The organism is Bradyrhizobium sp. CCBAU 51627, from assembly GCF_028128765.1.
In the GTDB taxonomy this organism is placed as follows: domain Bacteria; phylum Pseudomonadota; class Alphaproteobacteria; order Rhizobiales; family Xanthobacteraceae; genus Bradyrhizobium.
The window spans coordinates 141,138-163,501 of the sequence record NZ_LBJG01000017.1 but is presented as its reverse complement, the minus strand read 5'-3'; the positions used below and the strand labels follow the sequence as shown (position 1 = coordinate 163,501).

Below are 22,364 nucleotides of genomic sequence, written 5' to 3'. Positions count from 1 at the left end.
CATTAATCGATATTGCCATTTTGTTACAGTCTCCGCCCAGAGCAATCACATGCAGCCGGAGGGCATATTCCGCGGCCACGTTGTTGGCGGCCATTACTGCAACTGAGCACGAGCGACGAGCGAGATGGCGTCGCTGAAAGCGCCGTCGCATGCGCGAGCTGGGCGCAAGCCCTTTGCAGGGAGTGAGCTAGCAACCAGCCCACCGCAGACTGCGTGTGAAGCGCTCCGATCTGACGCCGAGGCGCCTCGTTCAGCGAAGAGAAGCAACTGGGCTGTTCAGATTATCTGCTGTGTTTGTCGAATCGGAAAGGGAGCTACATGAATCATCTCGGCAACAGCTGTCGTCGCACACCATCTGTGATGGCAGACGAACAGCACGAGCTGGAGCGCTGCAAGCAGGAGATTGCGCGCCTCAAACAGCTGGTTGTACGACTTTCTGAAATTGCCTTGCGCGACGTCGTAAAACGCGCGGAAAGCGGTCGGAACTTCCCGGAGTGTCTGAGCGAGCCGCCGAAGTCATAATACAGAAAGCGAACTCGCACTTGGCTGCTCTCGGCAGCGTGGGAGCAGCCCCGCCTCGCTCCACCCGTCAGCGGCAGAGCCAATCTCCAACCGACATCACGAGCTCGAGCGGTGGGATAGTTGTTCAGCACGCAAAGGGCAGTTGCGGATCGCCTTCGAGGGTTCTTCCAGGATGTTGAGGATTTCAGCGTCGAGGCATCCGGTTCGACTGTTTCTGAGCGAAATCACTTCCGGATCTGGCTGCGATGGCGATCAGGACAGGACTACATTGTCGATCAACCGAGTGGAGCCGACGTACGCTGCGACACAGAGGACCGCCGGATAGCGCAGAGGGCTCTCGGCAATCCTTAGGGTCCCAGTGTCGACAAGCTCTAGGTACTGCAGTCGATCGACTCTTTCCAAATGCCTTCTTGCAAGCGCAATCAGCGTTGCCGCATCGCGCTCCCCTGAGGCAAAGTCATGCGCTGCGGCGAACAATCCACGGCTGATCGCAAGGCTCCGACCACGTTCTTCCGGGCTGAGATAACGGTTGCGACTGCTCATTGCCAGCCCATCTGGCTCCCGCACAGTTGGCACAGTCACAATTTCGATCGGAAGATTCAGATCAACCGTCACGCGGCGTATCACAGCGCATTGCTGAAAATCCTTCTGTCCAAAGTACGCGACGTCCGGCTGCACCATGTTGAATAGCTTGCAGACGACAGTCGCTACACCACGAAAATGTCCAGGCCTGAAAGCTCCGCAGAGCGGCTTTGCGAGTTCGCCCGGCTCGACAAAGCTCTCAAATTGAGCCGGATAGATCTCCTCTGCACTTGGCGCGAAGATGATGGACACCCCGGCGCTGCGGCACAACGCTTCATCGCGCGCGAAGTCGCGAGGGTACCTGCTGAGATCCTCATTTGGGCCGAACTGAGTGGGGTTGACGAAGATGCTAACGACAGTGACGTCGCAGTGTCCCCGGCTAGCCGAGATCAGGGCCAGGTGGCCGTCGTGCAAGTATCCCATCGTCGGAACGAATCCGATCCGCTTACCGGCATTGCAAACGTCTGCAAGGGCGCGACGCAGCTCAGCGACCTTCGTAATGACTTGCATTTCTTACCTTGACGTTGAACTGGAGGGCACCCAGTTGGCGACGGCATCCCGAAGCTGATCAGGAAGCCGATAGCACTCCTCTGAGCCCGGGAATGCACCTTTGCGGATATCGGCAGCCCAGCGCGACAGCGCCTCCTGGAACAGCTGGAATCCATTTGTATAGGCACGAACGAATTTGGGGCGATGGCCTTCGGTTAGCCCCAAGACATCATGGAGCACGAGCACTTGGCCCGAGCAATCGGGTCCTGCTCCGATCCCGATGGTGGGTATCGTGAGAAATTCGGTCGCTCGCGCCGCGAGCTCGGCAGGAATGCCCTCCAGGACCAGCGCGAAGCAGCCGGCTTCCTGCAGACGGTACGCGTCATCGAGCAGCCGCAAGGCGGTATCCGGTGTCCTCCCCTGCACCTTGAATCCACCCATCACGTTGACGCTCTGCGGGGTCAGACCGAGATGTCCCATCACAGGAATTTCGCAATCGACCAAGGCGCGTACCATCTCGATGCGTTTGGCACCACCCTCGAGTTTCACAGCATCGGCGCCACGCTGCAGAAAACCTCCTGCATTGCGAATCGTATCCTCAGAACCGACATGAAAGCTCAGAAAGGGCATATCGGCCACAAGCAGGGCATGAGGCCTCGTGCGCGCAACAGCCTCCAGGTGATGATTCATCATGGCCACGCTGACGGGCAGCGTGTTGTCGAATCCCAGGCAGACGTTTCCAACGCTGTCGCCGACCAGGATGATATCGACAATGGGATCGGCGATGCGCGCCGCAACCGCATCGTAGGCGGTGGTCATCACGACACGCCGTCCTTTATCCTTCCACTGCTGCAGTGCCGGAATCGTGACACGCTCTAGAGGCTGCTCTGAACTGTGGCTCATATTGAATCCGCTCCCCACACATCCGTCGGCGCTTCCTAGAGAACGCGGGAGAAACCTGTCAATGGCATGAAGGATGGAGATCCCAGTTCCCTAGAACTCGAGAACAGCGCAAAAACGGTCCAATGGTCGCGCAACCATGAGCCAAGACCTTCCTCATCGCGATTTCACCACCGATGTCTCGTCTTCCCGTGCAGTTTCAGCGGCTATGCCAGCCGCGGCCCCAACCGAGGAACGGCGCTCGCGACGAACGACCATCTGCACGCATTTCCGGGCTGATTGCAGCCTCTCCATACGGTGACGGCTCGACCGGACCGAGCTGCAGATGCACGCAGTGGGGACTTCGTCTTTAGGGCACATCTCCGTGTCTGCCCCCTAGGGGTAGTCGTGAGACTCCTGCTTCGGCGCTGGCGCACCGAGCAAAGCAAACGGATGGCAGGCCAGGAAGGTCCAAAGGTGACAGGCCGCCGTAAGCGCAGCGAGAGGCGCCGTCGAGTAGATGTCGTCGCGAAGGCGCTCAGAGCGAGCCAACCTGCTGGCCCTGTAGGCGCTGAAGTCGATAATTTTTGCCGATGTTTCTGTCACTTGATTTCCACGTGCTCTAGAGGGCCACTCGAATTCTCTGACCAGGGCCGTACCGGCACAACTCAGTCCATGCCTAAGCCGCTCGAAGCCATCGGAGCCATTTCTGATCGGCCTCCCGCCGCGCCTTGAAGCGGTTGACGCATTTCTTGGAGCAAAGAGCCGTTCGCCAGCAGTAATGGCGGATCAACCCAAACTTTCCGCCGCATATCGCGCAGCATGTGGCTGAATGGTCGAGGGAATTACGGAAGCCAATGTGCATTCTCGCCTCCTGTCAGACATTTACTTGGGAAGCCCCACTGCCCTCTGACCCCAGCACCACGCGCGCACTAAAGGTGCGGCGCCCGGCGGGCCGTCTCCCTGGTTCTTGCAACCATCAAGAGCCTTGACTCTGATGTGCGGCTGTCTCGCGAAGCAGTGCTTTCCGCAGAAAGCCTCGCCGAGAATTTGCTCAAGATAATGGATTCCTCTGTCGTGATTAACGCAATTCACTCGACATTTTGGTCAAATGCTGCACCTTTCATGGCCAGCCCGCAGAATTGCTGCGGCAGTTGGATCGGAAGCGCTTAAGTGCTTAAGTGCTTAAAGCACGATCAGCCTGGGGGCCCTGGGGGCTGCATCCTCGTTGCACTATCAAAGGCCGCAATAGGGACACTTTCGCCTTCCAAGATCCTGTCACTGCAAATGATCGCACAGTCTCGTGCATCTCACATCAGCAAGTCAGCAGCGTCGCGGATGGCAGTATAGATTTCATCAAGGTCGGCCGCCGTAACGCAGTAAGGCGGCATGACGTAGATCGTGTTACCGAGTGGGCGTAACAGCAGATTTCGCGCTTGGAAGAAAGCCAATAGCCTCGGACCGATGTCCGCCAGATAGCCGACATCGCTCGTGTTGAGTTCAACCGCTGTGACCGTTCCTGTGCGCCGGACGTTTGCGAAACGTGAATCGGCGCGGAACGGCGCGAGAGCCTGTTCTTGCATCCTCGCCAAGGATGCCAGCCGGCAGCGATATTCCTGATCCTGCCATAGGTCCAGATTAGCCTTGGCGGCGGCACAGGCCACTGGATTGGCCGTATAGGAGCTCGAATGAAAAAACGTGCGCGTGCGATCTTCAGAATAATGCGCATCGAAAATCTCGGCACGACAGAGTGTGACGGCGAGCGGCAGCGCCCCAGCCGTGAGGCCTTTCGAATAGCAGGCAATATCGGGCGTGACATCGGCCTGTTCACATGCAAACAAGGTACCCGTCCGGCCCCAGCCTGTCATGATCTCGTCCGCAATGAACAGGACGTTGAAGACTTCGCAAATCCGCTTCATCTCTCTTAGCACCGAGGGAGAATACATTAGCATTCCACCGGCACCCAATATCAGGGGCTCCACGATAAAGGCTGCGGGATGTTCGTTTCGACAGGCGTTTTCAAGCGCATCGAGCGCTCTTTGCTCACAATCTCTTGCCGGGAACGGAATCGATGTCACCTCGAACATCAGCGCCCCGTAGGCCGCATTGAAGATGCCTCGGCTACCTACCGACATCGCCCCGATCGTGTCGCCATGGTACGAGTGCTGCATCACCACAATTTTAGTTCGCTCTCTTCCGGTATTGCGCCAGTAGCCGAGCGCCATTTTCAGCGCGACCTCGACGCTGGTTGACCCGCTATCGGAGAAGAACACATGTTCGAGCGCGGGGGAGGTGACCTTCAATAGTTCCGTCGCAACCTGCTCAGCCGGGTCGTGAGTGTATCCGGCGAAGATGACCTGGTTGAGCTTGCCTGCCTGTTCTCGGATCGCGTTCACGATGCATGGATGGCAATGGCCGTGGGTCACGACCCACCAGGAGGAGATTGCATCGATAAGGCGTCGGCCATCTTCGGTGTAGAGATAAGCCCCCTCTCCCCGCAGCACCTTCGTCATGTCCGGCTGTAGAGCATGCTGCGTGAACGGGTGCCAGATCGGCGACCTTTTGGCTGCCTTCATAGGTTCAGGAAATCGCTGACAACAAAGGAGTCTTTGAAAGCGGCCTGCAGCCTATCGTCCGTGAGGGGAACAAGCCACGGGAGCCGTCCCAACCAGCGCACTCTCCCGATCTCGCAAATCGCGCTTTCAGTTTCGGCGTTTCTTTCGCCAATGAACGCAACTCCGAGGATTCGGATCTGACGCTTGCGCAGAGCCTCTATCGAGAGCAGGGAGTGATTGATTGTGCCCAGTCCCGTCCTTGCGCAAAGCACGACGGGAAGCTGCCAGCGCTCGAAGATGTCGATGTAAAGAGTGCGCGCTGTCAGCGGCACCATGAGTCCGCCGGCGCCCTCGATCACGAGTTGCCGCTCGCCGCTATCCGGCAGTCGAAGCGTCTCGGTATCTATGCGAACGCCGTCGATCTCCGCGGAGTAATGGGGCGAGGCAGGCGTCCGAAGTCGATAGAGCTCCGGGACGATCCGATCGGACGAGAGGCCACCGAGGCGGCGGATGCACTCGGAGTCGATCTCTTGTTCGAGTCCAGCCTGGACCGGCTTCCAGTAATTCGCGCCGAGAAGCCCGGCGAGCCCTGCGGAGAATACCGTTTTGCCGACCCCGGTGTCCGTACCAGTCACGACGATCCGCTTATTCATCAAAACGAGCCCCTCGTCACCTCAACCAGCGCATCGAGCATTGCGCGCACGTCCGCTTCCCCAACATTGAGTGTCAACGAAATTCGCAAGCGGGCGGTGCCTGCAGGGACGGTTGGCGGCCGAATTCCGCGGACATCGAAGCCGCGCGCCTGCAGAGCAGAGGCAAGTCGCATTGCATGAGCATTGTCACCTACGAGGTGCGGTACGATCTGAGAGGTCGATGATGTGCGCAAACCAAGCGAGGTGATCTGCCGATGCGCGAACGCAACGAGTTTGGCCAGCCCTTGCTGCCGCTCCGGCTCTTTCTGCAGGGTGAGCAGTGCCTCTCGAACGGCAACGGCCATCAATGGTGATGGGGCGGTTGCAAATATAAACGGACGGCAGCGGTTGACCATGAAATCGCGCAAGATGCCGGAGGCCGTAACAAGTGCACCCGCCGCACCGAGCGCTTTGCCGCAGGTATGAACGACGATGAGATTTTCGCGCCTGTCATAAGGGGCCGTGAGCCCTCGTCCCTGATGCCCGTAAACGCCTGTGGCATGAGCCTCATCCACGATCAGAAACGCGTCTTGGCGATCGGCGATTGCCACCAGCTCTTCGAGTGGAGCGAAGTCGCCATCCATACTGTAGAGACTTTCGGCCACAATCCAGACGCGACCCGCCCCACCTTTGTTTCGCCAGTCGCGAATCGCGTCTTCGACTGACTGGGGGTCATTGTGCGCGTGAATTCGACACTCTGCGCGACCGGCCCGCGCCCCCTCGTGAATACTGGCGTGCACGAGCGCATCGAGAAGGAGCAGATCGCCGCGCTGCGGCAGCGTTGTCAGGAGGGCAAAATTTGCGATGTAGCCGCCTCCAAAGAAAAGCGCGGCCTCCGCGCCAAAGAACTGAGCCGCTTCCGTTTCGAGCCGTTCATGCTCCTCGCAATTGCCGCGCAGAAGCCGCGACCCGCCGGCTCCAACCGGAGTGCCCGCCTCGAGTGCGGCGACCATCGCCTTTTTGATGCACGAGGCGTTCCCGAGCGCCAGATAGTCGTTCGATGCGAAATCGATCCCCACACGTGGCTTGAGGCAGCGCAGCCGTTTATCTTCGTCCAAGGCATTCAACGCTGAGACGTAGGGATTAAGTCTAGCTGTTTGGATCGACCGCATTCATCACTCCGAGGATCGCATCAAATCACGGAAAAGATGCGTTGGCCGTTTAGGAAGGAAGGATGTCCTGTTGGATTCAACTTGCAAGGATGCGATTGTCTCGGTCCACGCGCACAATGCGTGGCTTGAACATCTTTGCTTCGGCCTCGTCGAATGAGGCATATGCAACGATAATGATCTTGTCTCCGGGCATCGCCAGTCGGGCGGCCGCACCGTTCAGGCTTATCGTGCCAGACATCGGCGGCGCCTCGATCACGTAGGTGGCAAAGCGCGCGCCTGTTTCGACATTGTAGATTTCGACGCGCTCGTTGATCACCATTCCTGCTGCCTCCAGGAGCGTACGATCTATCGAGATCGAGCCTTCATAGTGCAGATCAGCTTCGGTCACTGAGGCGCGATGGATTTTGCCCTTCATCAAAGTTATCTGCATTTCTCACCTAGGCTGGATATAGGGGCAATTGCGCGCACTGCTTCCGTCAGGCGAGCCCGGACGTGATGCCGAGCCGGGCCAGCAGATCCGCGTCGCGATCAACTTTAGGGTTTTTGGTGGTCAAGAGCACGTCGCCGACGAAAATTGAATTTGTGCCAGCCAAGAAGCAAAGCGCCTGCAATTCATCGGTCATGTATTGCCGCCCGGCGGACAAGCGAACCACACTCCTCGGCATCATGATCCGCGCGGTCGCCAGCAGCCGGACCAGCGCGATCGGATCGGGAGGCTCCGCGGTGTCTTCCACCGGCACGCCCTCGATCTTGCTCCACAAGTTGATCGGCACGCTTTCGGGATGGTTGGGAAGATTAGCGAGCAGAACGAGCATACCTAGGCGGTCCTCGACGCGCTCGCCCATACCGATAATCCCGCCGCAGCAGATCCTGATGCCGGCATCGCGCACATGCGCCAGCGTATCGATGCGGTCCTGCAGGCTGCGGGTGGTGATGATCTTGCTGTAAAACTCGGGCGATGTGTCGACGTTGTGATTGTAGAAGTCAAGGCCGGCCTCGGCGAGGCGCGCGGCCTGCTTCGGTGTCAGCATGCCGAGCGTGACGCACGTTTCCATGCCGAGTCCCTTGACCGCCTTGACCATGTCGCAGACGGAATCAAGATCGCGATCTCTTGGCGTGCGCCAGGCCGCTGCCATGCAGAAGCGCGTGGCGCCGGCATCCTTCGCGCGCTGCGCGGTCGCAACCACATCGGCGCAACGCATCAGACGGGTGGCTTTCAGGCCGGTCTCGTAATGGGCGCTTTGCGAGCAGTAGCCGCAGTCCTCCGGACAACCGCCGGTCTTGATGCTGAGCAGGCTCGCAGTTTCGACGTGGTTTGGATCGAAGTTCTTGCGATGAACGCGCTGCGCCTGAAGCATCAGGTCGGCGAAAGGAAGGTCGTAGAGCGCCTTAGCCTCTCCGACGTTCCAATGAATACGAACCTGCGCCCCGTTGCTTGCTTCCTTCCGTTGGACTTGCGCAGCAGCATCCATAACCCAACCCCGCTCAATTGTAGATAATCTCGTGAATTATCTATAGTCATCGCTCTCAAAGAGATGCTAATCGAGCTGCCTCGCAAATGCACCGGTTATTGCGGTAGATAATCTATGATCACGGCTGACAACAAGACGACGGTCGCGCGCATCGCGGACTCAATCGCTGAGCGCATTATCAGCGGCGCCTTGGAGCCAGGCGCGCCACTCCGTCAGGATCACGTTGCACGAGAATTCAATTCCAGCCACGTCCCGGTGCGCGAGGCCTTTCGGCAGCTGCAGGCACAACATCTAGTTGTCGCTGTGCCGCGTCGCGGTGTTCGGGTTGCCCCGCTCGATACCCGTTCAGTGAAGGAGATCGCCGAAATGCGCGCCGCGCTCGAGGTGGTGGCATTGCGCCATTCGGGGCCAAGGCTCACAACAGCTCATTTGGCTCAGATCGAGCTGGCCTTGATCGAAGGAGACAATGCAAAGACGATCGAGGAGTTTGAGATGGCCAACCGCGCCTTTCATCAAGCCTTGGTCGCGCCATGCGGAATGCCGCGTCTGCTCGCGAGCCTCGATGGATTGCAGCTTGCCAATTCTCGATTGGTGTTCGCGATGGCGCGATCGGTGGGCTGGCGACCGCGCTCCAATCAAGATCACCGCCTGATTCTGCAAGCCTTGCGAACGCGCAACGTCGATCAAGCCTGTAACCTGCTCACGCGGCACATTCAAACCATTGAGCGCCTTGCCCTTCCGGCGTCCTGAGCAAATCTGGCAAGCTTCATTGCCGATCGCCTACGATCGCAAGCGACGATCACGCGGCAGGCGACTAGCCTCGTTGCAACGGGCTCTATTCCCAGATAGTTATGGCCCCCCTAGCGGCATCTCCACGGACGGCCATGATTCGTCACATCGTCTTCTTCAGCGCCAAGGACGAAGCGCATATCGACCAGATCATCGAAGGTCTTTCGCTTCTCACCACGATACCACATGCGCGCCGGCTTGAGGTTGCCCGCAACCGCAAGACCGATCAGCTCGGCAACGATATCGACATCGTGGTCTATGGTGAGTTCGACAACGAGACGGAGCTCGCAGCGTACAAAGCGCACAATCTCTACCAGGAGTCGATTAAACGGGTCCGACCGCTCCGCGAGATGCGGTTCGCGGCCGACTACGATGTATCAACAGATACCCCTTTCGCCTCCAGGGCAGGATGATCCAGGTGCTGTCGCAGCAAAACGTCCACCGCCGGGTTAACTTGGCAATGGCCCTCATGTTTCGGCCCATCGCAGATAAGCGTCATTCTCATCGGGTGGGGCGAAAGATGGAACGGCACTTCCACGACGTTAGCCGCCCGTGACCGATAACCCGATGTACGTTCGCGAGTTGCAGTGGGTTGAACCTGTCACAGCGATGCGACATCTTGGGCATCGATCGCATCTCACGTTTCTCGATAGCGCAGCAAGGCACGAGCTGCTTGGGCGCTACTCATATCTAACGTGCGACCCGTTCGGCACCTACAGGGTCGCGAACGGCCAAGCCAGTTGGAACGGACTGACTCTCAAGGCCGATCCATGGAAGGTCCTTCGAACGCTACTCGCGAAGTACCCGCAAGAGCATCGCCCCGATCTCCCGCCGTTCCAGGGAGGAGCGGCAGGCTACCTTGGCTACGACATGAACAGGACATTGGAGCGATTGTCTGCGCCAGCAATTGCCGGTCTGGGTTCGCCCCAATCCATCCTGCATTTCTATGACGTGGTCATCAGCTTCGACCACCGGGATAACAAATGCTGGATCGTCTCAACCGGATGGCCGGAGCAGAATCGCGTGCGACGGAGCGAACGAGCGCGTCATCGAGCCGACGAGTTTGCAGCATTGCTTGCCGGTCCAAAGGCGCCACAGAAGGGTTGTTCCAGCAAAGCGGGCGCATGGCACTCAAACTTCAGCCGCGAGAGCTACATTGCGGCGGTACAACGCGTGATCGACTTGATCCTGGCGGGTGACGTGTTCCAGACGAATATTGCGCAGCGTTTCAGCACCCGCCTGTCGACCTCGTTTGATCCGCTCGCCTTCTATTGCCAGCTTCGATCATTGAATCCGGCGCCTTTTGCGGCCCTGCTGCGATGGGGAAAGCTGACCATCGCATCAAGTTCGCCGGAACGATTCCTAAAGCTTGACGGGCGACAAGTCGAGACACGCCCCATCAAGGGCACGATCGCTCGTTCGCCTGATCCCAAGGAAGACCACCGCCGTGCGGCAGTTCTCCTCGCTTCCGAAAAGGATCATGCCGAGAACACGATGATTGTCGACCTTTTGCGTAACGATCTGTCACGCGTTTGCACTGCGCATTCGGTCGAGGTTCCGGCCCTATGCAATCTCGAGTCCTATGCCTCGGTGCACCATCTCGTGTCGATCGTTACGGGGACACTTGCCGGAAACGAAGACGCCGTTAGCCTGCTCCGTGCTTGCTTTCCCGGCGGCTCCATTACGGGAGCGCCAAAGCTGCGGTCGATGGAAATTATTACAGAAATCGAGCGCATAGCGCGAGAGGTCTATTGTGGGGCGATCGGCTTCATCGGCTTCAACGGGCACGTGGACACGAGTATTGCGATCCGCACTGTCACGATCGACGGCGGCCTGGCTGTCTTTCATGCGGGCAGCGGTATAACGGCCTTGTCGGAGCCCGAGGCCGAATACGAGGAAACGCTCGCCAAGGCAGAGCGAATCTTTGATGCATTTGGTTCTGAACCAACTGGTGCGTTTTGATTGTCATCATCGATAATTACGATTCCTTCGTGTTCAACATTGCCCGCTATTTCCACAAGCTCAGTGAAGCAACGGAAGTGATCCGAAACGACGCTCTCAGCATCAGCGAGCTCGTTAGTCTCAACCCGCGCGCGGTGGTCATATCGCCCGGTCCCTGCACCCCAACTGAGGCAGGAATATCGACAGCAGTGGTTCGCGAACTTTCAGGACGCGTACCAATTCTCGGTATCTGCCTTGGACATCAGTGTATTGCGAGCGCTTTCGGAGGACGGGTGGCGCGTGCGCGTCGGCCCATGCACGGTCGGCGCTCATACGTTGCGCATGACGGCCGAGGGTTATTCAAGGGGCTGCCAACCCCGCTTGACGTCGGACGCTACCATTCTCTTATCGTCGAGCTTGATGAGTCATGTGCGCAGAACCTCATAGTGACAGCGCGTTCGGAGGAAGGCGAGATCATGGCCCTCACGCACGGCTATTATCCCACCTATGGGGTCCAGTTCCATCCCGAGTCGATACTTACCTCACAGGGGCACGTCCTGCTTATGAACTTCTTGCGACTCACAGAGGATTTCCGAAACCACGCGGCGCAATGAGAGGCTCGGCCCGCCGATCAAGATGGTGGACCGTTGGTTTCCGACGTGGTTGGAAGGCGCGGCCCAATTCGGCAGGCATTTGCGGTAATCAGCGCTGTTCCGTGCTCGGCTCCGCAGTCAGCGGCGCGCCTCCGACAGAAACCGGACCTTGCGGTTTCGAGGGCCGGACGTCTCTCTTGGCCGGCTTGGATGTGGTGCGCACGGCCGGCGAAGAAGCAGCAGGAGCAGGAGAAGCAACAGGCGCCGGACGATTCTTTGGGTCAGGCTGCGATCTGATCCGAGATCCGCTTTAGCTCGGTTTGCTGCGCATCGACGTTGCGATTGAGCTCGGCAATTTCATCGGCTGTCTTTTGATGCCCTGATTGGATCCATAAAAGAACGTCCCTATCCTCAGGTGACAAGCCAAGCGAGGGAGGCACGACTTCGTGCGCCGGCGGCGCCTCGGCAAACGTTTCGATATTCGCCAAAAATAGGCTCCTCCGGCGCAAAGAACGAGCAATACGACTCAGAAGAGCAAAGATCCGCCGAAAGCCTTTCGACGGTCTCTGCAGGACCGGCGGCAACTCCGATGCTTGGAATTGATCCGTCAAAGCCACACCCCGCTTCCATCATCTCAATCTGCTTTGGTTATTCTCGTTGCGGCGATAGCTGAAGATGGTCAAGAGCAGCCGCGAGCCGCCCCCCCGCTGCATCGTTCTCAGCAATGTTGTCCCCAAAGCCTCTTCTTGATCGGATTAGGGCTTTTACGAGCTACGCATTGCGCTGCAGATGGCGAGGTAAATAATGAAGGCCGGTAGAGGGCCTACCCGTGAAGCACATTCATACCTGCTTGCTCTTGAGAGGGCACCTCACCGAAGGTTGTGCGGTCGGGGACTTGCTGGGTGACGCTTCCAGCGCTCCTGCGCCTGCTCGTTCGGCGATCGACAGTTGTAGCGCCGAAGTTGACTTGGCGCAAAAGCTGCGCAACCCACGCAAAAAACGCGTGATGCGACCATAAGACTAACTATATCGTTCATGGAGGGGGACCGACGTTGTTAGTGGCAACTGCACGAAGGCCAACCAGGAGATCAGGTCGGCCGTTCAGAACGACGGGCACTACATGCGGAAGCGATCGAGGAAGCGGATCCCTACGGATGCCTGAGCAGATCATCTGCAACCGCCGGGCCTCCATACGTGGAAAACCATACCAGCGCCCCCCTGTCCGGCTGCGTACCGTCTTGCGTGAGATCTCGCAGGATCCTAGCGCGCCAAAGGTCAACCGCGGGATCCAAATGAAGGAAAATGCGAGCAGGCTGGAGCAAAGCGGTGCAAGCCCAGCGGCGGTCAGCGCCAACAGGCTGCCGGACACAATGTCATGATTGCGCACCAAACTACCAGCTAGTCTATCGAATTGATTGCGCGCCTATTTTTGCGAAGAGGCCCGCAACTGTGGACGTGGATGGGGGACTGTAAGCCGTGATTGTTTGTGATCATCATGTTCAGTCACGTAGAGGTATTCCAACTCCAAACGCGGCACACGTGGTCACGCCTGCTCGCGCCTGACGAAACTCTCTGGATCCATGAGTTCTCATGCAGCACCAGTTCGCCGCGCTTGTCACAAAGCGGTGCCAACCGAACGCTGGGCACTTGAGAACGTATGTCGCTTTGTCGCGTTGACGTTTACGGCGGGAAACGGCACGCCTTGATCATCCGTATGGAGCGATACCGGATACGGTTGATGACGAAGACTAAAGGCATGTCTAAAGCATGGACGTATACGCGTCGTACGATGCTGTTAGGCAGTAGCTTCTTGGGTAGCGCGTTTTTCGGGGGCGTTACGGTGCCTACACCCAGTCGGCCGCAGCGCAAGGTTGCCATGGTGTTGAAGGCGGCCGACTCTCCTTTCGTCGTTGGGTGCACACAAGACGGCATTACCTCCTTGCGTTATCGTAACGATGCGTATGACACGGATTATGTTCTGCCTGGAGCCGCGCTGGGGACGGCTCACGCTAGAGTTCGGCGTGCCGGATCCGAGTGGCATACGCTTCGAACCGGCGTTGATGCAACGAAGCCTATGCATAGCGCGGCCCTTGAACTAGCAGCCCGCGATGCCGGCGTCCTTCTCACGACCCGCCTTGCAGTCGACGAGGCTGGATTGACTTGGGAGATCATGCTGCGGAACGACGGCATGGCGAGCGTGGAGGTTGGCGACCTCTATTTGCCCATGCCGATGAACACCGAATTTCCGGCAGGGCAACCGGTATCGGTGGCTGTTTTGAAGCACAGCTTCGTCTCGGGGCATGGATCGCACATCTTCTGGATTCGCGGCAACAGCACCGGCCCCTTCCTCATGCTCTTACCGGAAGCGGACACGTCACTGGAATATTGGGATGTCCACAAAGATTCGGCCGAAGCCAGTGGGACGTGGTGCGCCTACATCTTGGGCGGGGCGGCCGCCGGCGAGGCAGTGGCGGGCGGGACTCGCTGGCGACAGCCGACCCATTCCCTGTCCCTGTCGCCGGCCGAGCAACGGCGTTACCGTCTCCGCTTCCAGTGGGTTGCCGATTACGAGGCGGCGCGCAGGGCTATCGCGGACGCCGGTCTGGTGGACGTGGAAGTAATGCCGGGCATGACGGTTCCCAATGACCTGCATGTCGACATCGCGCTCGCGTCCTCCATTCCGGTGGAGCGAATCGAAGCTGAATTTACCGGCGACACGGTGGTGCAACGGTTGCCGGATCGGGCTGGCAGGCGCCTGTGGCGGGTTCGCTTTTCGCGATTGGGCGAGAACCGGCTGACCCTGCACCAGCCGGGTGCGCGCCAGACCTTTCTTGAATTCTTCGCTACCGAGCCCGTCGAGACGATGATGAAGAAGCGCGCAACCTTCATCGTGAAGCGGCAGCATCGTGACCCGTCCAAATGGTACGACGGTTTGTTTGGCGAGTGGAATATGGAGACCCAGGTCCTGCTTGGCCCGGACAATTACGACCGGATCAAGGGCTGGCGCATCTACGAGGTGACGTGCGACGATCCCGGGCTGAGCAAGCCCGCTTACCTCGCGACCAAGAATGCCGAGCATCCTGATGTGGCGCAAGTGGCGGCGCTGGATCGGTATATAGATACGTTCGTCTGGGGCGGGCTGCAACGTACCACACAGGAGGCATACGCCTACGGCCTCTACGGCATACCCGATTGGAAGCAGAACAGGGAAAGCAGCGATCCCGGCCCAAAGGGCCGCCTGCATATCTGGCGGCCTTATGACTATCCGCACATCTTCGCGATGTATTTGGCCATGCACCGCATCGCGCGTGACCATCCCGCGATACCCACCCGCCAGAGCGCACGAGATTATTTGGTACGCGCCTACGGTACGGCGCTGGCCATGTTCACGGTGCCGATGCGCGTGGTAATGTGGTCTGCCTACCGCACCGGCTTCTACAACGAATGTGTGATCCCCGAACTGGTCTCAGCGCTCACGACGGCGGGCTTGACGCGCGAGGCGGCGACGTTGGAGGCGCATTGGGCGCATAAGGTGCGCGCCTTCGTCGATCCGAAGGTGGACCTGTTCGAGTCTGAATATCCGTTCGATTCCACCGCCTTCGAATCAACGCAGGCACTGGCGCGTTCGGCCCTTGACGACCCTGCCGCCATGGGGGTTTCGAAGGCGGCAGCGCGTGCCTTCGCGGAGCGTCAGATCGCTGCAAATCTGTTCTGCCGTGGCTGGCTGGAACCTGCTTATTACTACCTGGGCAGCGATTATCGCCGCACTGCGGGCGACGCCTATACGCTGACTTACATGGCGCAGATGGGTGGCGGGGCGCTGCTTGATCATGCGCTGAACGATGCAGATAACCCGCATCCGCTCCTTCGTCTCGGCTATGCGTCACAACTCAGCGCGTGGGCTTTGCTGAACAGCGGCCCTGCGTCGGCGGGTCATGGCTATTGGTATCCGGGCGAGGAGAATGACGGCGCGGCCGGTGGCGGCTTCGAGCCGGCGCCGAGCGGGATCACATGGCTCGGTCAGCCGCATCACCGTGGAACGTGGTATTACTCGTGCGAGATCGACCTGGGATTTTGTGGGGCGGTCCGCGCTGCTGCGACGATCGTTGCCGACGATCCCCTCTTTGGGCGGATTTGTCACGGTGGCATCATGGAGACGTTCGCTCACATCCTGCGTATCTGGCCACGTGATGGCGTGCGGCGACGGCTCAACGTGCGGCTCCAGTCTCTCCGATTGGATTTGGTGCTGCTCGACGCCCGATTCCGGGCCGATCAACCGATCATTCTGAATTTGGGGGAGGGGTGGATCAGCCTTACGCCTGAGCCCTTTGCCCCATCTGCATCGGGAGTGTCGTTCGAATTGCGGTACGATGACGGGAGAAAGCGCAAGGAAGTCGTCGACATCACGGACGGCCAGCTCGTCGTCCGCTTGCCTGGGGCGCGCTTACCGCGGGTTCAGGTTCGCTAGACTCTAGTGTTGCCGATTGTGGGGTGCGATCGGGCACTTATGGCCTGCTGTTCCACGCCTATCACGGCGATCCGCGCCGCACGGGCATAGTGCGCTAACTCCGCGTTGTTGTCGATCATTTCGTCGAGCAGCGCCTTCATGTCGCTTTGGTCTGACGCCGATTTAAGCGGCCCCGGCAGCCGCTCGATCGCCAACACGGCAATGGCGAGCGCCTTCCTCACCAGATGCGAGTCGCGCTCCGTGACTGCCGCCATGGCGCCTCACTCCATCGTGACAAGTCGCAATGCACTTTAGCCGATCAGCCAACGGGCGGTAGCGGCGACGATAACCCGGACGCCGATGCTGCAGGCTACGACGCACGGCTCCCGCCAGCGGGCGCCACCCCGCGTCTATCAGCGCTGATCCTTGGTCGGACCGAGAGCCTGACGCCATCAATCCGCAGGGGGGCGGCTTACGCGTGCGCGTGCCGCCGCCTCGTCTTCGTCTGCGCGGTGATTGCGGCCCTCGGCCCGACACGTCGGGCGCCTGTCGCGCGGGGATGGTCCCCGCCTCAACACAGGAGCCGGATCAATGTCTCAAGTCCTCGCATTTGCCAACGGCTAGAACCTCGCCACTACCCTCATGGTCTGCGTCGTCGTCTTTCATTCGGGCACAGCCGCCTACGGCGTCATGCCGTCCGGTGAGTACGATGGCGATCCGCCGCCAACATTCACGAATTCGCCCCCTTTCAACCATGAAGGGTACATCGCTCCGCGAGTTGGACTGCGGAAAGCCAGCGGGATTTTCATTCGCGCTGGCGCCTGCGTACAGCTGCAGTTATACTCATTCCCGCGCCGTGGTGGTGGAAGGCGCGACCGTCAGACCTTTATCTCACGGAGACCACCACCATGATCATCTTTGGACCACTGCTCGTCCTCGTTGGCATCAGTTTCGTCTGCTGGCTATTATTCACACTCGCTGTCTTCGCACTGCCCTTCTTCGTTGCCCTGACGATCGGCACCGGACCTTCCACACTGGCGCCGGAGTGCTCGGTGGCGCAGCAGCAGGGCTCGTGGCGGGCGGTGCCACCATTTGCATTGGCCAACTCGCGCTCGCCTTCCTCCCATGGACTTGGCTTAGACTCCTGATCATCCTCCTCTATGTCGCGCCCGCCACCGTCGCCGGTTACAGCGCCACGCATGGAATCGCCCAGATGGCGATGCCTTCGCCCGTGTGGCAGACGCTTTCTCGGCCGGTACCACGCCTTGGTTCGCTTCGCCGAAATGGCCGCAGACGGACCAGCAAGACAGCGCTTGGCGCGGGGCTGACATCAGTACCGAGGGCGGGCTCGGCAGGACCTAGTCAGGCCGGATATCACGACGGCTTCTAAGCACTACCTGCGATCGATGCGGACGCAGACACAATCAACATCATGGGACGCTCCAGTTCTTCGGCCAATTGCGGCACCTGCTAGATCTGCTCGCTTGTCGGGGCAAACTCCTCGACTCGCCGAATTTGAAAGCCCGCGCGGATCAGCGTATTCAGGGTATTGCCAAGCGTCCTGTGGTAGTTCAGACCGCCCTTAGCGAACCAGTCCGTCCGACGTTCACCCTCGACGAATATCGATTGACCGGCCAAGTTTTGCCGCCCTCCTCATCGGAAATCCAGTGCGCATGCGCCGCATGCCTTGAGGATCGGATGCTCAATCGTAAAGACAAAATGGCCGTCAGGAACCGGTGCTTTGCGGATCACATGCACGAGGCGGCCAAATTCCTGAATATAGTGAAAGGTCAGCGCGCTATAGGCGAGGTCGAAAGCCGTCTCAGGTAGGTCCAGCGTGTCGAGATCGGCGAAGCGATACTCGATGGCCGTATCCGCTGTGTCTCTCCTGGCACGCTCGATCATGCTTTGCGACAGACCCAGAACCGAGGCCGCGCCCTGCTCGCGCATCCAGCGCGAGGCCCGGCCGAAGCCACATCCCAGATCGACGACACGTTTCCCGCCCAGATCGGGCAGCATAGCCCGGATCGCGGGCCGTTCAGGGGCGCCGTCCAGCCCATGCACCTGTCGGGGCAACTGGCTCTAGCCAGCGAAGAAATCGGGATCGTCGTAAATATTCTGCGCCATGTCTGCCTGCTACTCGGCTTTCGCTCTGCCCCGGACGGTTCCTGCAGATCAAACAGAATTGTCGCGGTGGGCTGCGAGGCGTCATGATCCTACTCAAATCAAGCTACACAAAAGACATCTTGAATCGGCCGGACTTCTCGCGCCGAAAACGAAAAACCCCGGCATGAAAGCCGGGGCTCCCGTGGTGCCGCAGCGTACATCCGGCCGCGACAACCAAGCGACAGTTAGCGCGCGGTTTTCGAACAAAATGTGACCTTCGCGTCGCCGTTCTTGAATATCGGCCGATTTCAAGGTGCTTGTACTTCGCACGACGATAACGCCGGGCATTGTATTTCTGTCCAAGACCCACGACCAGGCGAGACAACGTTCCTTGCCACTTCGCGCAGAGACTTGCCGAAGGGTTCGTTGATTGATTTGGACCGATACTTTGTGGAGTGACCCAGAACGTGTAATCGCCGGAGTGACCTGTGAGAGCCTCGTCCCCAACCCGCAGGAGCAAGGATATCGTCTGAAGACTAGAGCGGCGTCAAATGAAGAGTGCTCTCGATGAGACCGCTCGGGAGCACAGATCGATCTCAAATATCTTCGAAGCGACGCAGCCCGTTCCAGCACTGTCTTTCCATCTGTTGAGGCAGCAAGGCTTCTGGTAGCCAAAGTGAGACCGGCGCATCGTGCGCTTCGGCCCATGACACCGCGTTAGCCAAGTATTGCTGGGCAGTGGCCGCGCGGCTGTCGGTATTGAGACAATGTCAGAAACTTGGCAATACACGCCGAGACGAAGTGCCTGCAAAGCCTGCGAATTCAATTCGGCACGCGACTTGCTCTCTTTGCGGCATCATCACCAACCACAGTGCGATGGTCTTCGGGACGGATTCGGCGCGTGTCGCTGTTAGCGTCTGCTCCGACCCGACGGTTTGCTGCGGCGATAGCTTATGGATGCTCGGTTATGGACCGAGAAAATGCAGGGGACGTGTTGAATGCGATCTGGAGCTCTTCTTTTGGGGGCCACGACAATTGCGCTCGTCGCAAGTGGTGCCGGCAATGCGGCAGACTTTGAGCCGGAGGTGAAACTGCCCGCGGCGGTGTGGAATTGGTCCGGAGGCTATATTGGTGGACACGTCGGCGGCGGGTACGGCCGAACCTCCTTCAGCAATCCCTACGGTCCGTCAATCTATGGCGGCATCGTCGATACGCCGACGTTCCTCGCAGGTGGCCAGATCGGCTACAATTGGCAGAAGAACGGCTGGGTGTTTGGCGTCGAACTCGATGCCAGCAGTGCTGTCTCAGACGGCACAAATACCTGCCTCGCGTCGTCCGGCTTTGTCGTGAGTGCAAACTGCAAGGCAGGTACGAACGTCTTTGCCACCGCGACCGGTCGTGTCGGTTACACGTTTGGCGCGTCGGGTGGCACGCTGGCCTATCTCAAGGGAGGTGCAGCTTGGCAAAACAATCAGGGCGACGTCATTAATAACTATGAAGGCGGACTCGTGCCACAGGAGAAAACCCATTTCGACTACGGTCGCATCGGTAGCATCATCGGGCTGGGCGTCGAGCAGGCGCTTACGCCCGCATGGTCGGTCACAGCTGAGTATGACTATCTGAATTTCCGCGGCCCGAGTGTCGCGACACCTCCGACGGTGCAGGGTCCGCCGTTCGCAATTGTTCCGGCGAACACAACGAGCCCGTCCAGCAACTATCACATCGGAAAGATTGGATTGAATTACCATTTTGGCGCCGACCCGTGGACGGCGCAATGGTCCTATGTGCCGCAGTACGCGAAGGCTCCAGTCGGCGCGCCGCCGATTGCTTATTCGGATGGCTGGTCGTTCGAAGGCGGATCGCGGCTCTGGCTCAGCCGCGGACGATTCCAATGGGACCACAGTGTAGCGCCCTACTTGCCTCTAGACCCCAGCGTCCTTGTATCGAGGCTCACCTATCATGGCCTTGACGGACTTTCGGGAGAGCTATTTGGCCGTGTCGACAGCCCATGGGGAGTGTTCCTGAAGGGCAACATTGGCCTTGGGCGCTTCGATAGAGGAAACATAAACAATGAAGATTGGCTCGCCGATCGGAAACTCTCCTATATCAACAACGCATCACGGCAACGAAACGGACGGTTCACCTATTTTACCGCAGACTCAGGTTACGATTTCCTGCGCGGCGCCAACTACAAGGTCGGCGGATTTATCGGCTGGACCTACTACGAACAGAGTTCCGACTCCATCGGTTGCACGCAGATTGCCCACCCCCGCTACACTTGTCCGGCGAACCCGGACACTATCATCGGCAGCCAGAATACTCAGTGGAACGCACCTCGTGTCGGCCTAAGCGCCGAAACCATGTTCACTCAGCGCTGGCGCTTAAACACCGATGTCGCCTACCTGCCCTGGACCGATTTCAAAGGGCGTGACCACCATCTCTTGCGCGACAAGACCACCTTCGATGAACAGCGGGGCAATGGTGGCGGCGGCGTCCAGGTTGAAGGCGTGCTGTCCTACTTCTTCACCAAGAACTTCAGCGTCGGCGTCGGCGGGCGCTACTGGGCCATGTGGACCAAAAGGCTGGGCGACTCTTTGTGCAGCAGCAGCGGCTGCGTCGGTGATCCGGCCATATTCGCGAAGTACAGCATGGAGCGCTGGGGTACGTTCTTTCAGGCCTCCTATAAGTTTGATTGAAAAGATCACACCTCAAGCCAAGCGCCAGGCGTCTTCAACGCTAAGAAATGGCGCGCATCGAGCTAGGATCATTAGCCATGTCCTTGCCGGTCGCGGGCCTTATGCAGTCCGAGCATTTCGATCTTGAGCGCATGGTTTCGGTAAAACGAGACCATGCACGCTGTGCGGTTCGGTCCATGACATCGCACCCGCAACGTAGCGCTGCGACATGGCGATAGTACGCGCGCCACTGTGTCAGGTAGACGTTTCGACGGCGTCCGGCTGCATACAGAGCCGGCTTCGGATTTGGACAGGGCGATAAGAGGAGTTTCTGCCTGACGGCCGGCAAGATTGTCCCGCGAATCAGGAGAGACGATGAGCAGACGAACCCGCCAGTACCACCGCGCCGGCATTCAAAGCCAAGGTGGTGCTGGCCGCGATCAAGGGCGAGATGACGCTGGCCAAGCTGGTTGAGCATTTCGAGCTGCACCCAGATCACGCAGTGGAAACCCAGCTTCAGGAAGCGGCGGCCGAGGTATTTGGTCCTGGCGGTGGCAACAGACCGAGCGAGCCCGAGGTGGATGTGAAACCGCTGCACGCCAAGATCGTGGAGCTCAGGCTAGAGAACAGTTTTTTGGAAGGCGCGCTCCGCAACGCCGGCATGCTGAGCGCAAAGCGATGATCGACCGGGAGCACGACCTGCCGATCATGAAACACGCGAAGCGTTTTGAAGATCAGCCGTGCCAGTGTCTATTATCTGCCACGTCCTGTACTTTCCGCCGACCTCACGATCATGCGACGGTTCGACCGGCTGAACCTGAGTTTCCTTTCGCCGGTTCTCAAATGTTGCGAGACCTGTTGGCTGCCGAGGGGTGCAAGATCGACCGCCGGCATGTCAAAACGCTAATCCGGCGAATGAGGATAGAGGCGCTCTACCGCCGGCCGCGTACGACCGAGCCCGAACATGGACACAAGATCTCCTTCAGCAATCCCTACGGTCCGTCAATCTATGGCGGCATCGTCGATACGCCGACGTTCCTCGCAGGTGGCCAGATCGGCTACCATTGGCAGAAGAACGGCTGGTTCTTTGGCGTCGAACTCGATGCCAGCGGTTCTGTCTCCGACGGCACAAACACCTGCCTCGCGTCGTCCGGCTCTGTCGTGAGTGCAAGCCATCGTCTGGTCGCGCTGCCCCCATTTGATGCTGCGCCTCGCGTCCTGCGTGGCTCCGCGGCTCGGCTACAGCGTCGCGCATCACCGGCCTCTTCGGCTCGTCCTCTGAGCATAATAGACTTTGCCTTCGTCTCGAAGAAGCCGAGCAATGGAAGTGGTATGTTCGTTGCTAGAACTACCTAGCATCGCAAACGGAGCAATCGCGGTTGCTGCATAGAGCAGATAACAGCAGACCTCCTCAGCGTTCCCAAGGTCCTCACTTAACGTAACGAGTAACGCACATCTGCTCTGTATGAAGTCCAACATCAGCGGCACAGACCGCCGCAGTAGCCCCGCC

At 59.1% G+C, this 22,364-nt stretch carries 17 protein-coding genes and 2 pseudogenes; 9 read left to right on the top strand and 10 right to left on the bottom strand.

Annotation, left to right across the window (positions count from 1 at the left end):
* The first annotated feature begins 318 nt into the window (after positions 1–318).
* Positions 319–522 carry a hypothetical protein gene (locus tag XH88_RS09095; RefSeq protein WP_271615052.1) on the top strand — a complete coding sequence of 68 codons (204 nt, stop codon included), beginning with the start codon at positions 319–321 and terminating at the stop codon, positions 520–522.
* Positions 523–774: 252 nt separating this feature from the next.
* Here XH88_RS09095 and panC read toward each other — a convergent pair whose 3' ends face one another.
* From panC to bioB, 7 genes are all read right to left on the bottom strand, one after another.
* Positions 775–1,614 carry a pantoate--beta-alanine ligase gene (gene panC / locus XH88_RS09090; protein ID WP_271615051.1) on the bottom strand — a complete coding sequence of 280 codons (840 nt, stop codon included), beginning with the start codon at positions 1,612–1,614 and terminating at the stop codon, positions 775–777.
* 3 nt (positions 1,615–1,617) lie between these two features.
* Entirely contained in the window at positions 1,618–2,496 is an 879-nt protein-coding gene (gene panB, locus XH88_RS09085; protein ID WP_271526401.1) for a 3-methyl-2-oxobutanoate hydroxymethyltransferase, read from the bottom strand.
* 1,286 nt (positions 2,497–3,782) lie between these two features.
* A complete protein-coding gene (locus tag XH88_RS09080) occupies positions 3,783–5,048 on the bottom strand; it encodes an adenosylmethionine--8-amino-7-oxononanoate transaminase (RefSeq protein WP_271615050.1) in 1,266 nt (421 codons plus the stop codon).
* The gene (gene bioD / locus XH88_RS09075) at positions 5,045–5,680 is read right to left on the bottom strand and encodes a dethiobiotin synthase (RefSeq protein ID WP_271615049.1); all 636 of its coding nucleotides are present in this window, start codon (positions 5,678–5,680) and stop codon (positions 5,045–5,047) included. The genes XH88_RS09080 and bioD overlap by 4 nt, the downstream gene beginning before the upstream one ends.
* Positions 5,680–6,831, bottom strand: coding sequence for an 8-amino-7-oxononanoate synthase (locus XH88_RS09070; RefSeq protein WP_271615048.1), 1,152 nt, complete (start codon positions 6,829–6,831; stop codon positions 5,680–5,682). The genes bioD and XH88_RS09070 overlap by 1 nt, the downstream gene beginning before the upstream one ends.
* A gap of 76 nt (positions 6,832–6,907) precedes the next feature.
* Positions 6,908–7,261, bottom strand: coding sequence for an aspartate 1-decarboxylase (panD, locus tag XH88_RS09065; RefSeq protein WP_128948109.1), 354 nt, complete (start codon positions 7,259–7,261; stop codon positions 6,908–6,910).
* A 46-nt stretch (positions 7,262–7,307) separates the two neighbouring features.
* Positions 7,308–8,303, bottom strand: coding sequence for a biotin synthase BioB (bioB, locus tag XH88_RS09060; RefSeq protein ID WP_271615047.1), 996 nt, complete (start codon positions 8,301–8,303; stop codon positions 7,308–7,310).
* Between the two features lie 114 nt (positions 8,304–8,417).
* Here bioB and XH88_RS09055 point away from each other — a divergent pair, with 114 nt between their 5' ends.
* The 4 genes from XH88_RS09055 (at position 8,418) to XH88_RS09040 (ending at position 11,647) form a co-directional block, all read left to right on the top strand.
* On the top strand, positions 8,418–9,053 hold the full coding sequence (locus tag XH88_RS09055) for a GntR family transcriptional regulator (protein ID WP_271526406.1): 636 nt from the start codon (positions 8,418–8,420) through the stop codon (positions 9,051–9,053).
* Positions 9,054–9,187: 134 nt separating this feature from the next.
* Positions 9,188–9,505, top strand: coding sequence for a Dabb family protein (locus XH88_RS09050; RefSeq protein WP_271526407.1), 318 nt, complete (start codon positions 9,188–9,190; stop codon positions 9,503–9,505).
* Positions 9,506–9,644: 139 nt separating this feature from the next.
* Positions 9,645–11,054, top strand: coding sequence for an aminodeoxychorismate synthase component I (pabB, locus tag XH88_RS09045; RefSeq protein WP_271615046.1), 1,410 nt, complete (start codon positions 9,645–9,647; stop codon positions 11,052–11,054).
* The gene (locus XH88_RS09040) at positions 11,051–11,647 is read left to right on the top strand and encodes an anthranilate synthase component II (RefSeq protein WP_271615045.1); all 597 of its coding nucleotides are present in this window, start codon (positions 11,051–11,053) and stop codon (positions 11,645–11,647) included. Before pabB ends, XH88_RS09040 begins: the two co-directional genes overlap by 4 nt.
* Positions 11,648–11,907: 260 nt before the next feature.
* Here XH88_RS09040 and XH88_RS09035 read toward each other — a convergent pair whose 3' ends face one another.
* Complete coding sequence (locus tag XH88_RS09035) at positions 11,908–12,114, bottom strand: hypothetical protein (protein ID WP_271615044.1); 207 nt, start codon at positions 12,112–12,114, stop codon at positions 11,908–11,910.
* A 1,169-nt stretch (positions 12,115–13,283) separates the two neighbouring features.
* Here XH88_RS09035 and XH88_RS09030 point away from each other — a divergent pair.
* Entirely contained in the window at positions 13,284–16,094 is a 2,811-nt protein-coding gene (locus tag XH88_RS09030; RefSeq protein WP_271615043.1) for a DUF5695 domain-containing protein, read from the top strand.
* Here XH88_RS09030 and XH88_RS09025 read toward each other — a convergent pair.
* Positions 16,091–16,348: a hypothetical protein gene (locus XH88_RS09025; RefSeq protein WP_271615042.1), complete on the bottom strand. Its 258-nt coding sequence runs from the start codon at positions 16,346–16,348 to the stop codon at positions 16,091–16,093. The two genes, XH88_RS09030 and XH88_RS09025, sit on opposite strands and share 4 nt — an antisense overlap.
* A 633-nt stretch (positions 16,349–16,981) precedes the next feature.
* Between XH88_RS09025 and XH88_RS39190 the strand changes: the two genes are divergently transcribed.
* Complete coding sequence (locus XH88_RS39190) at positions 16,982–17,221, top strand: hypothetical protein (RefSeq protein ID WP_430641873.1); 240 nt, start codon at positions 16,982–16,984, stop codon at positions 17,219–17,221.
* A 238-nt stretch (positions 17,222–17,459) separates the two neighbouring features.
* Here XH88_RS39190 and XH88_RS09015 read toward each other — a convergent pair.
* Positions 17,460–18,149, bottom strand: a pseudogene (locus tag XH88_RS09015) (class I SAM-dependent methyltransferase).
* A gap of 1,049 nt (positions 18,150–19,198) precedes the next feature.
* Here XH88_RS09015 and XH88_RS09010 point away from each other — a divergent pair.
* Both XH88_RS09010 and XH88_RS09005 read left to right on the top strand, forming a co-directional pair.
* Positions 19,199–20,875: an outer membrane beta-barrel protein gene (locus XH88_RS09010; RefSeq protein WP_271615041.1), complete on the top strand. Its 1,677-nt coding sequence runs from the start codon at positions 19,199–19,201 to the stop codon at positions 20,873–20,875.
* Between the two features lie 354 nt (positions 20,876–21,229).
* Positions 21,230–21,832: pseudogene (locus XH88_RS09005) on the top strand (IS3 family transposase); the annotation flags it as partial.
* Positions 21,833–22,364 lie beyond the last annotated feature (532 nt).

What these genes read in the sequence shown, in the direction of transcription:
- XH88_RS09095 (WP_271615052.1), top strand. Translation starts at nt 319, where the DNA reads ATGAATCATCTCGGCAACAGCTGTCGTCGCACACCATCTGTGATGGCA.
- panC (WP_271615051.1), bottom strand. Translation starts at nt 1,614, where the DNA reads ATGCAAGTCATTACGAAGGTCGCTGAGCTGCGTCGCGCCCTTGCAGAC.
- panB (WP_271526401.1), bottom strand. Translation starts at nt 2,496, where the DNA reads ATGAGCCACAGTTCAGAGCAGCCTCTAGAGCGTGTCACGATTCCGGCA.
- XH88_RS09080 (WP_271615050.1), bottom strand. Translation starts at nt 5,048, where the DNA reads ATGAAGGCAGCCAAAAGGTCGCCGATCTGGCACCCGTTCACGCAGCAT.
- bioD (WP_271615049.1), bottom strand. Translation starts at nt 5,680, where the DNA reads ATGAATAAGCGGATCGTCGTGACTGGTACGGACACCGGGGTCGGCAAA.
- XH88_RS09070 (WP_271615048.1), bottom strand. Translation starts at nt 6,831, where the DNA reads ATGCGGTCGATCCAAACAGCTAGACTTAATCCCTACGTCTCAGCGTTG.
- panD (WP_128948109.1), bottom strand. Translation starts at nt 7,261, where the DNA reads ATGCAGATAACTTTGATGAAGGGCAAAATCCATCGCGCCTCAGTGACC.
- bioB (WP_271615047.1), bottom strand. Translation starts at nt 8,303, where the DNA reads ATGGATGCTGCTGCGCAAGTCCAACGGAAGGAAGCAAGCAACGGGGCG.
- XH88_RS09055 (WP_271526406.1), top strand. Translation starts at nt 8,418, where the DNA reads ATGATCACGGCTGACAACAAGACGACGGTCGCGCGCATCGCGGACTCA.
- XH88_RS09050 (WP_271526407.1), top strand. Translation starts at nt 9,188, where the DNA reads ATGATTCGTCACATCGTCTTCTTCAGCGCCAAGGACGAAGCGCATATC.
- XH88_RS09030 (WP_271615043.1), top strand. Translation starts at nt 13,284, where the DNA reads ATGTCGCTTTGTCGCGTTGACGTTTACGGCGGGAAACGGCACGCCTTG.
- XH88_RS09025 (WP_271615042.1), bottom strand. Translation starts at nt 16,348, where the DNA reads ATGGCGGCAGTCACGGAGCGCGACTCGCATCTGGTGAGGAAGGCGCTC.
- XH88_RS39190 (WP_430641873.1), top strand. Translation starts at nt 16,982, where the DNA reads ATGATCATCTTTGGACCACTGCTCGTCCTCGTTGGCATCAGTTTCGTC.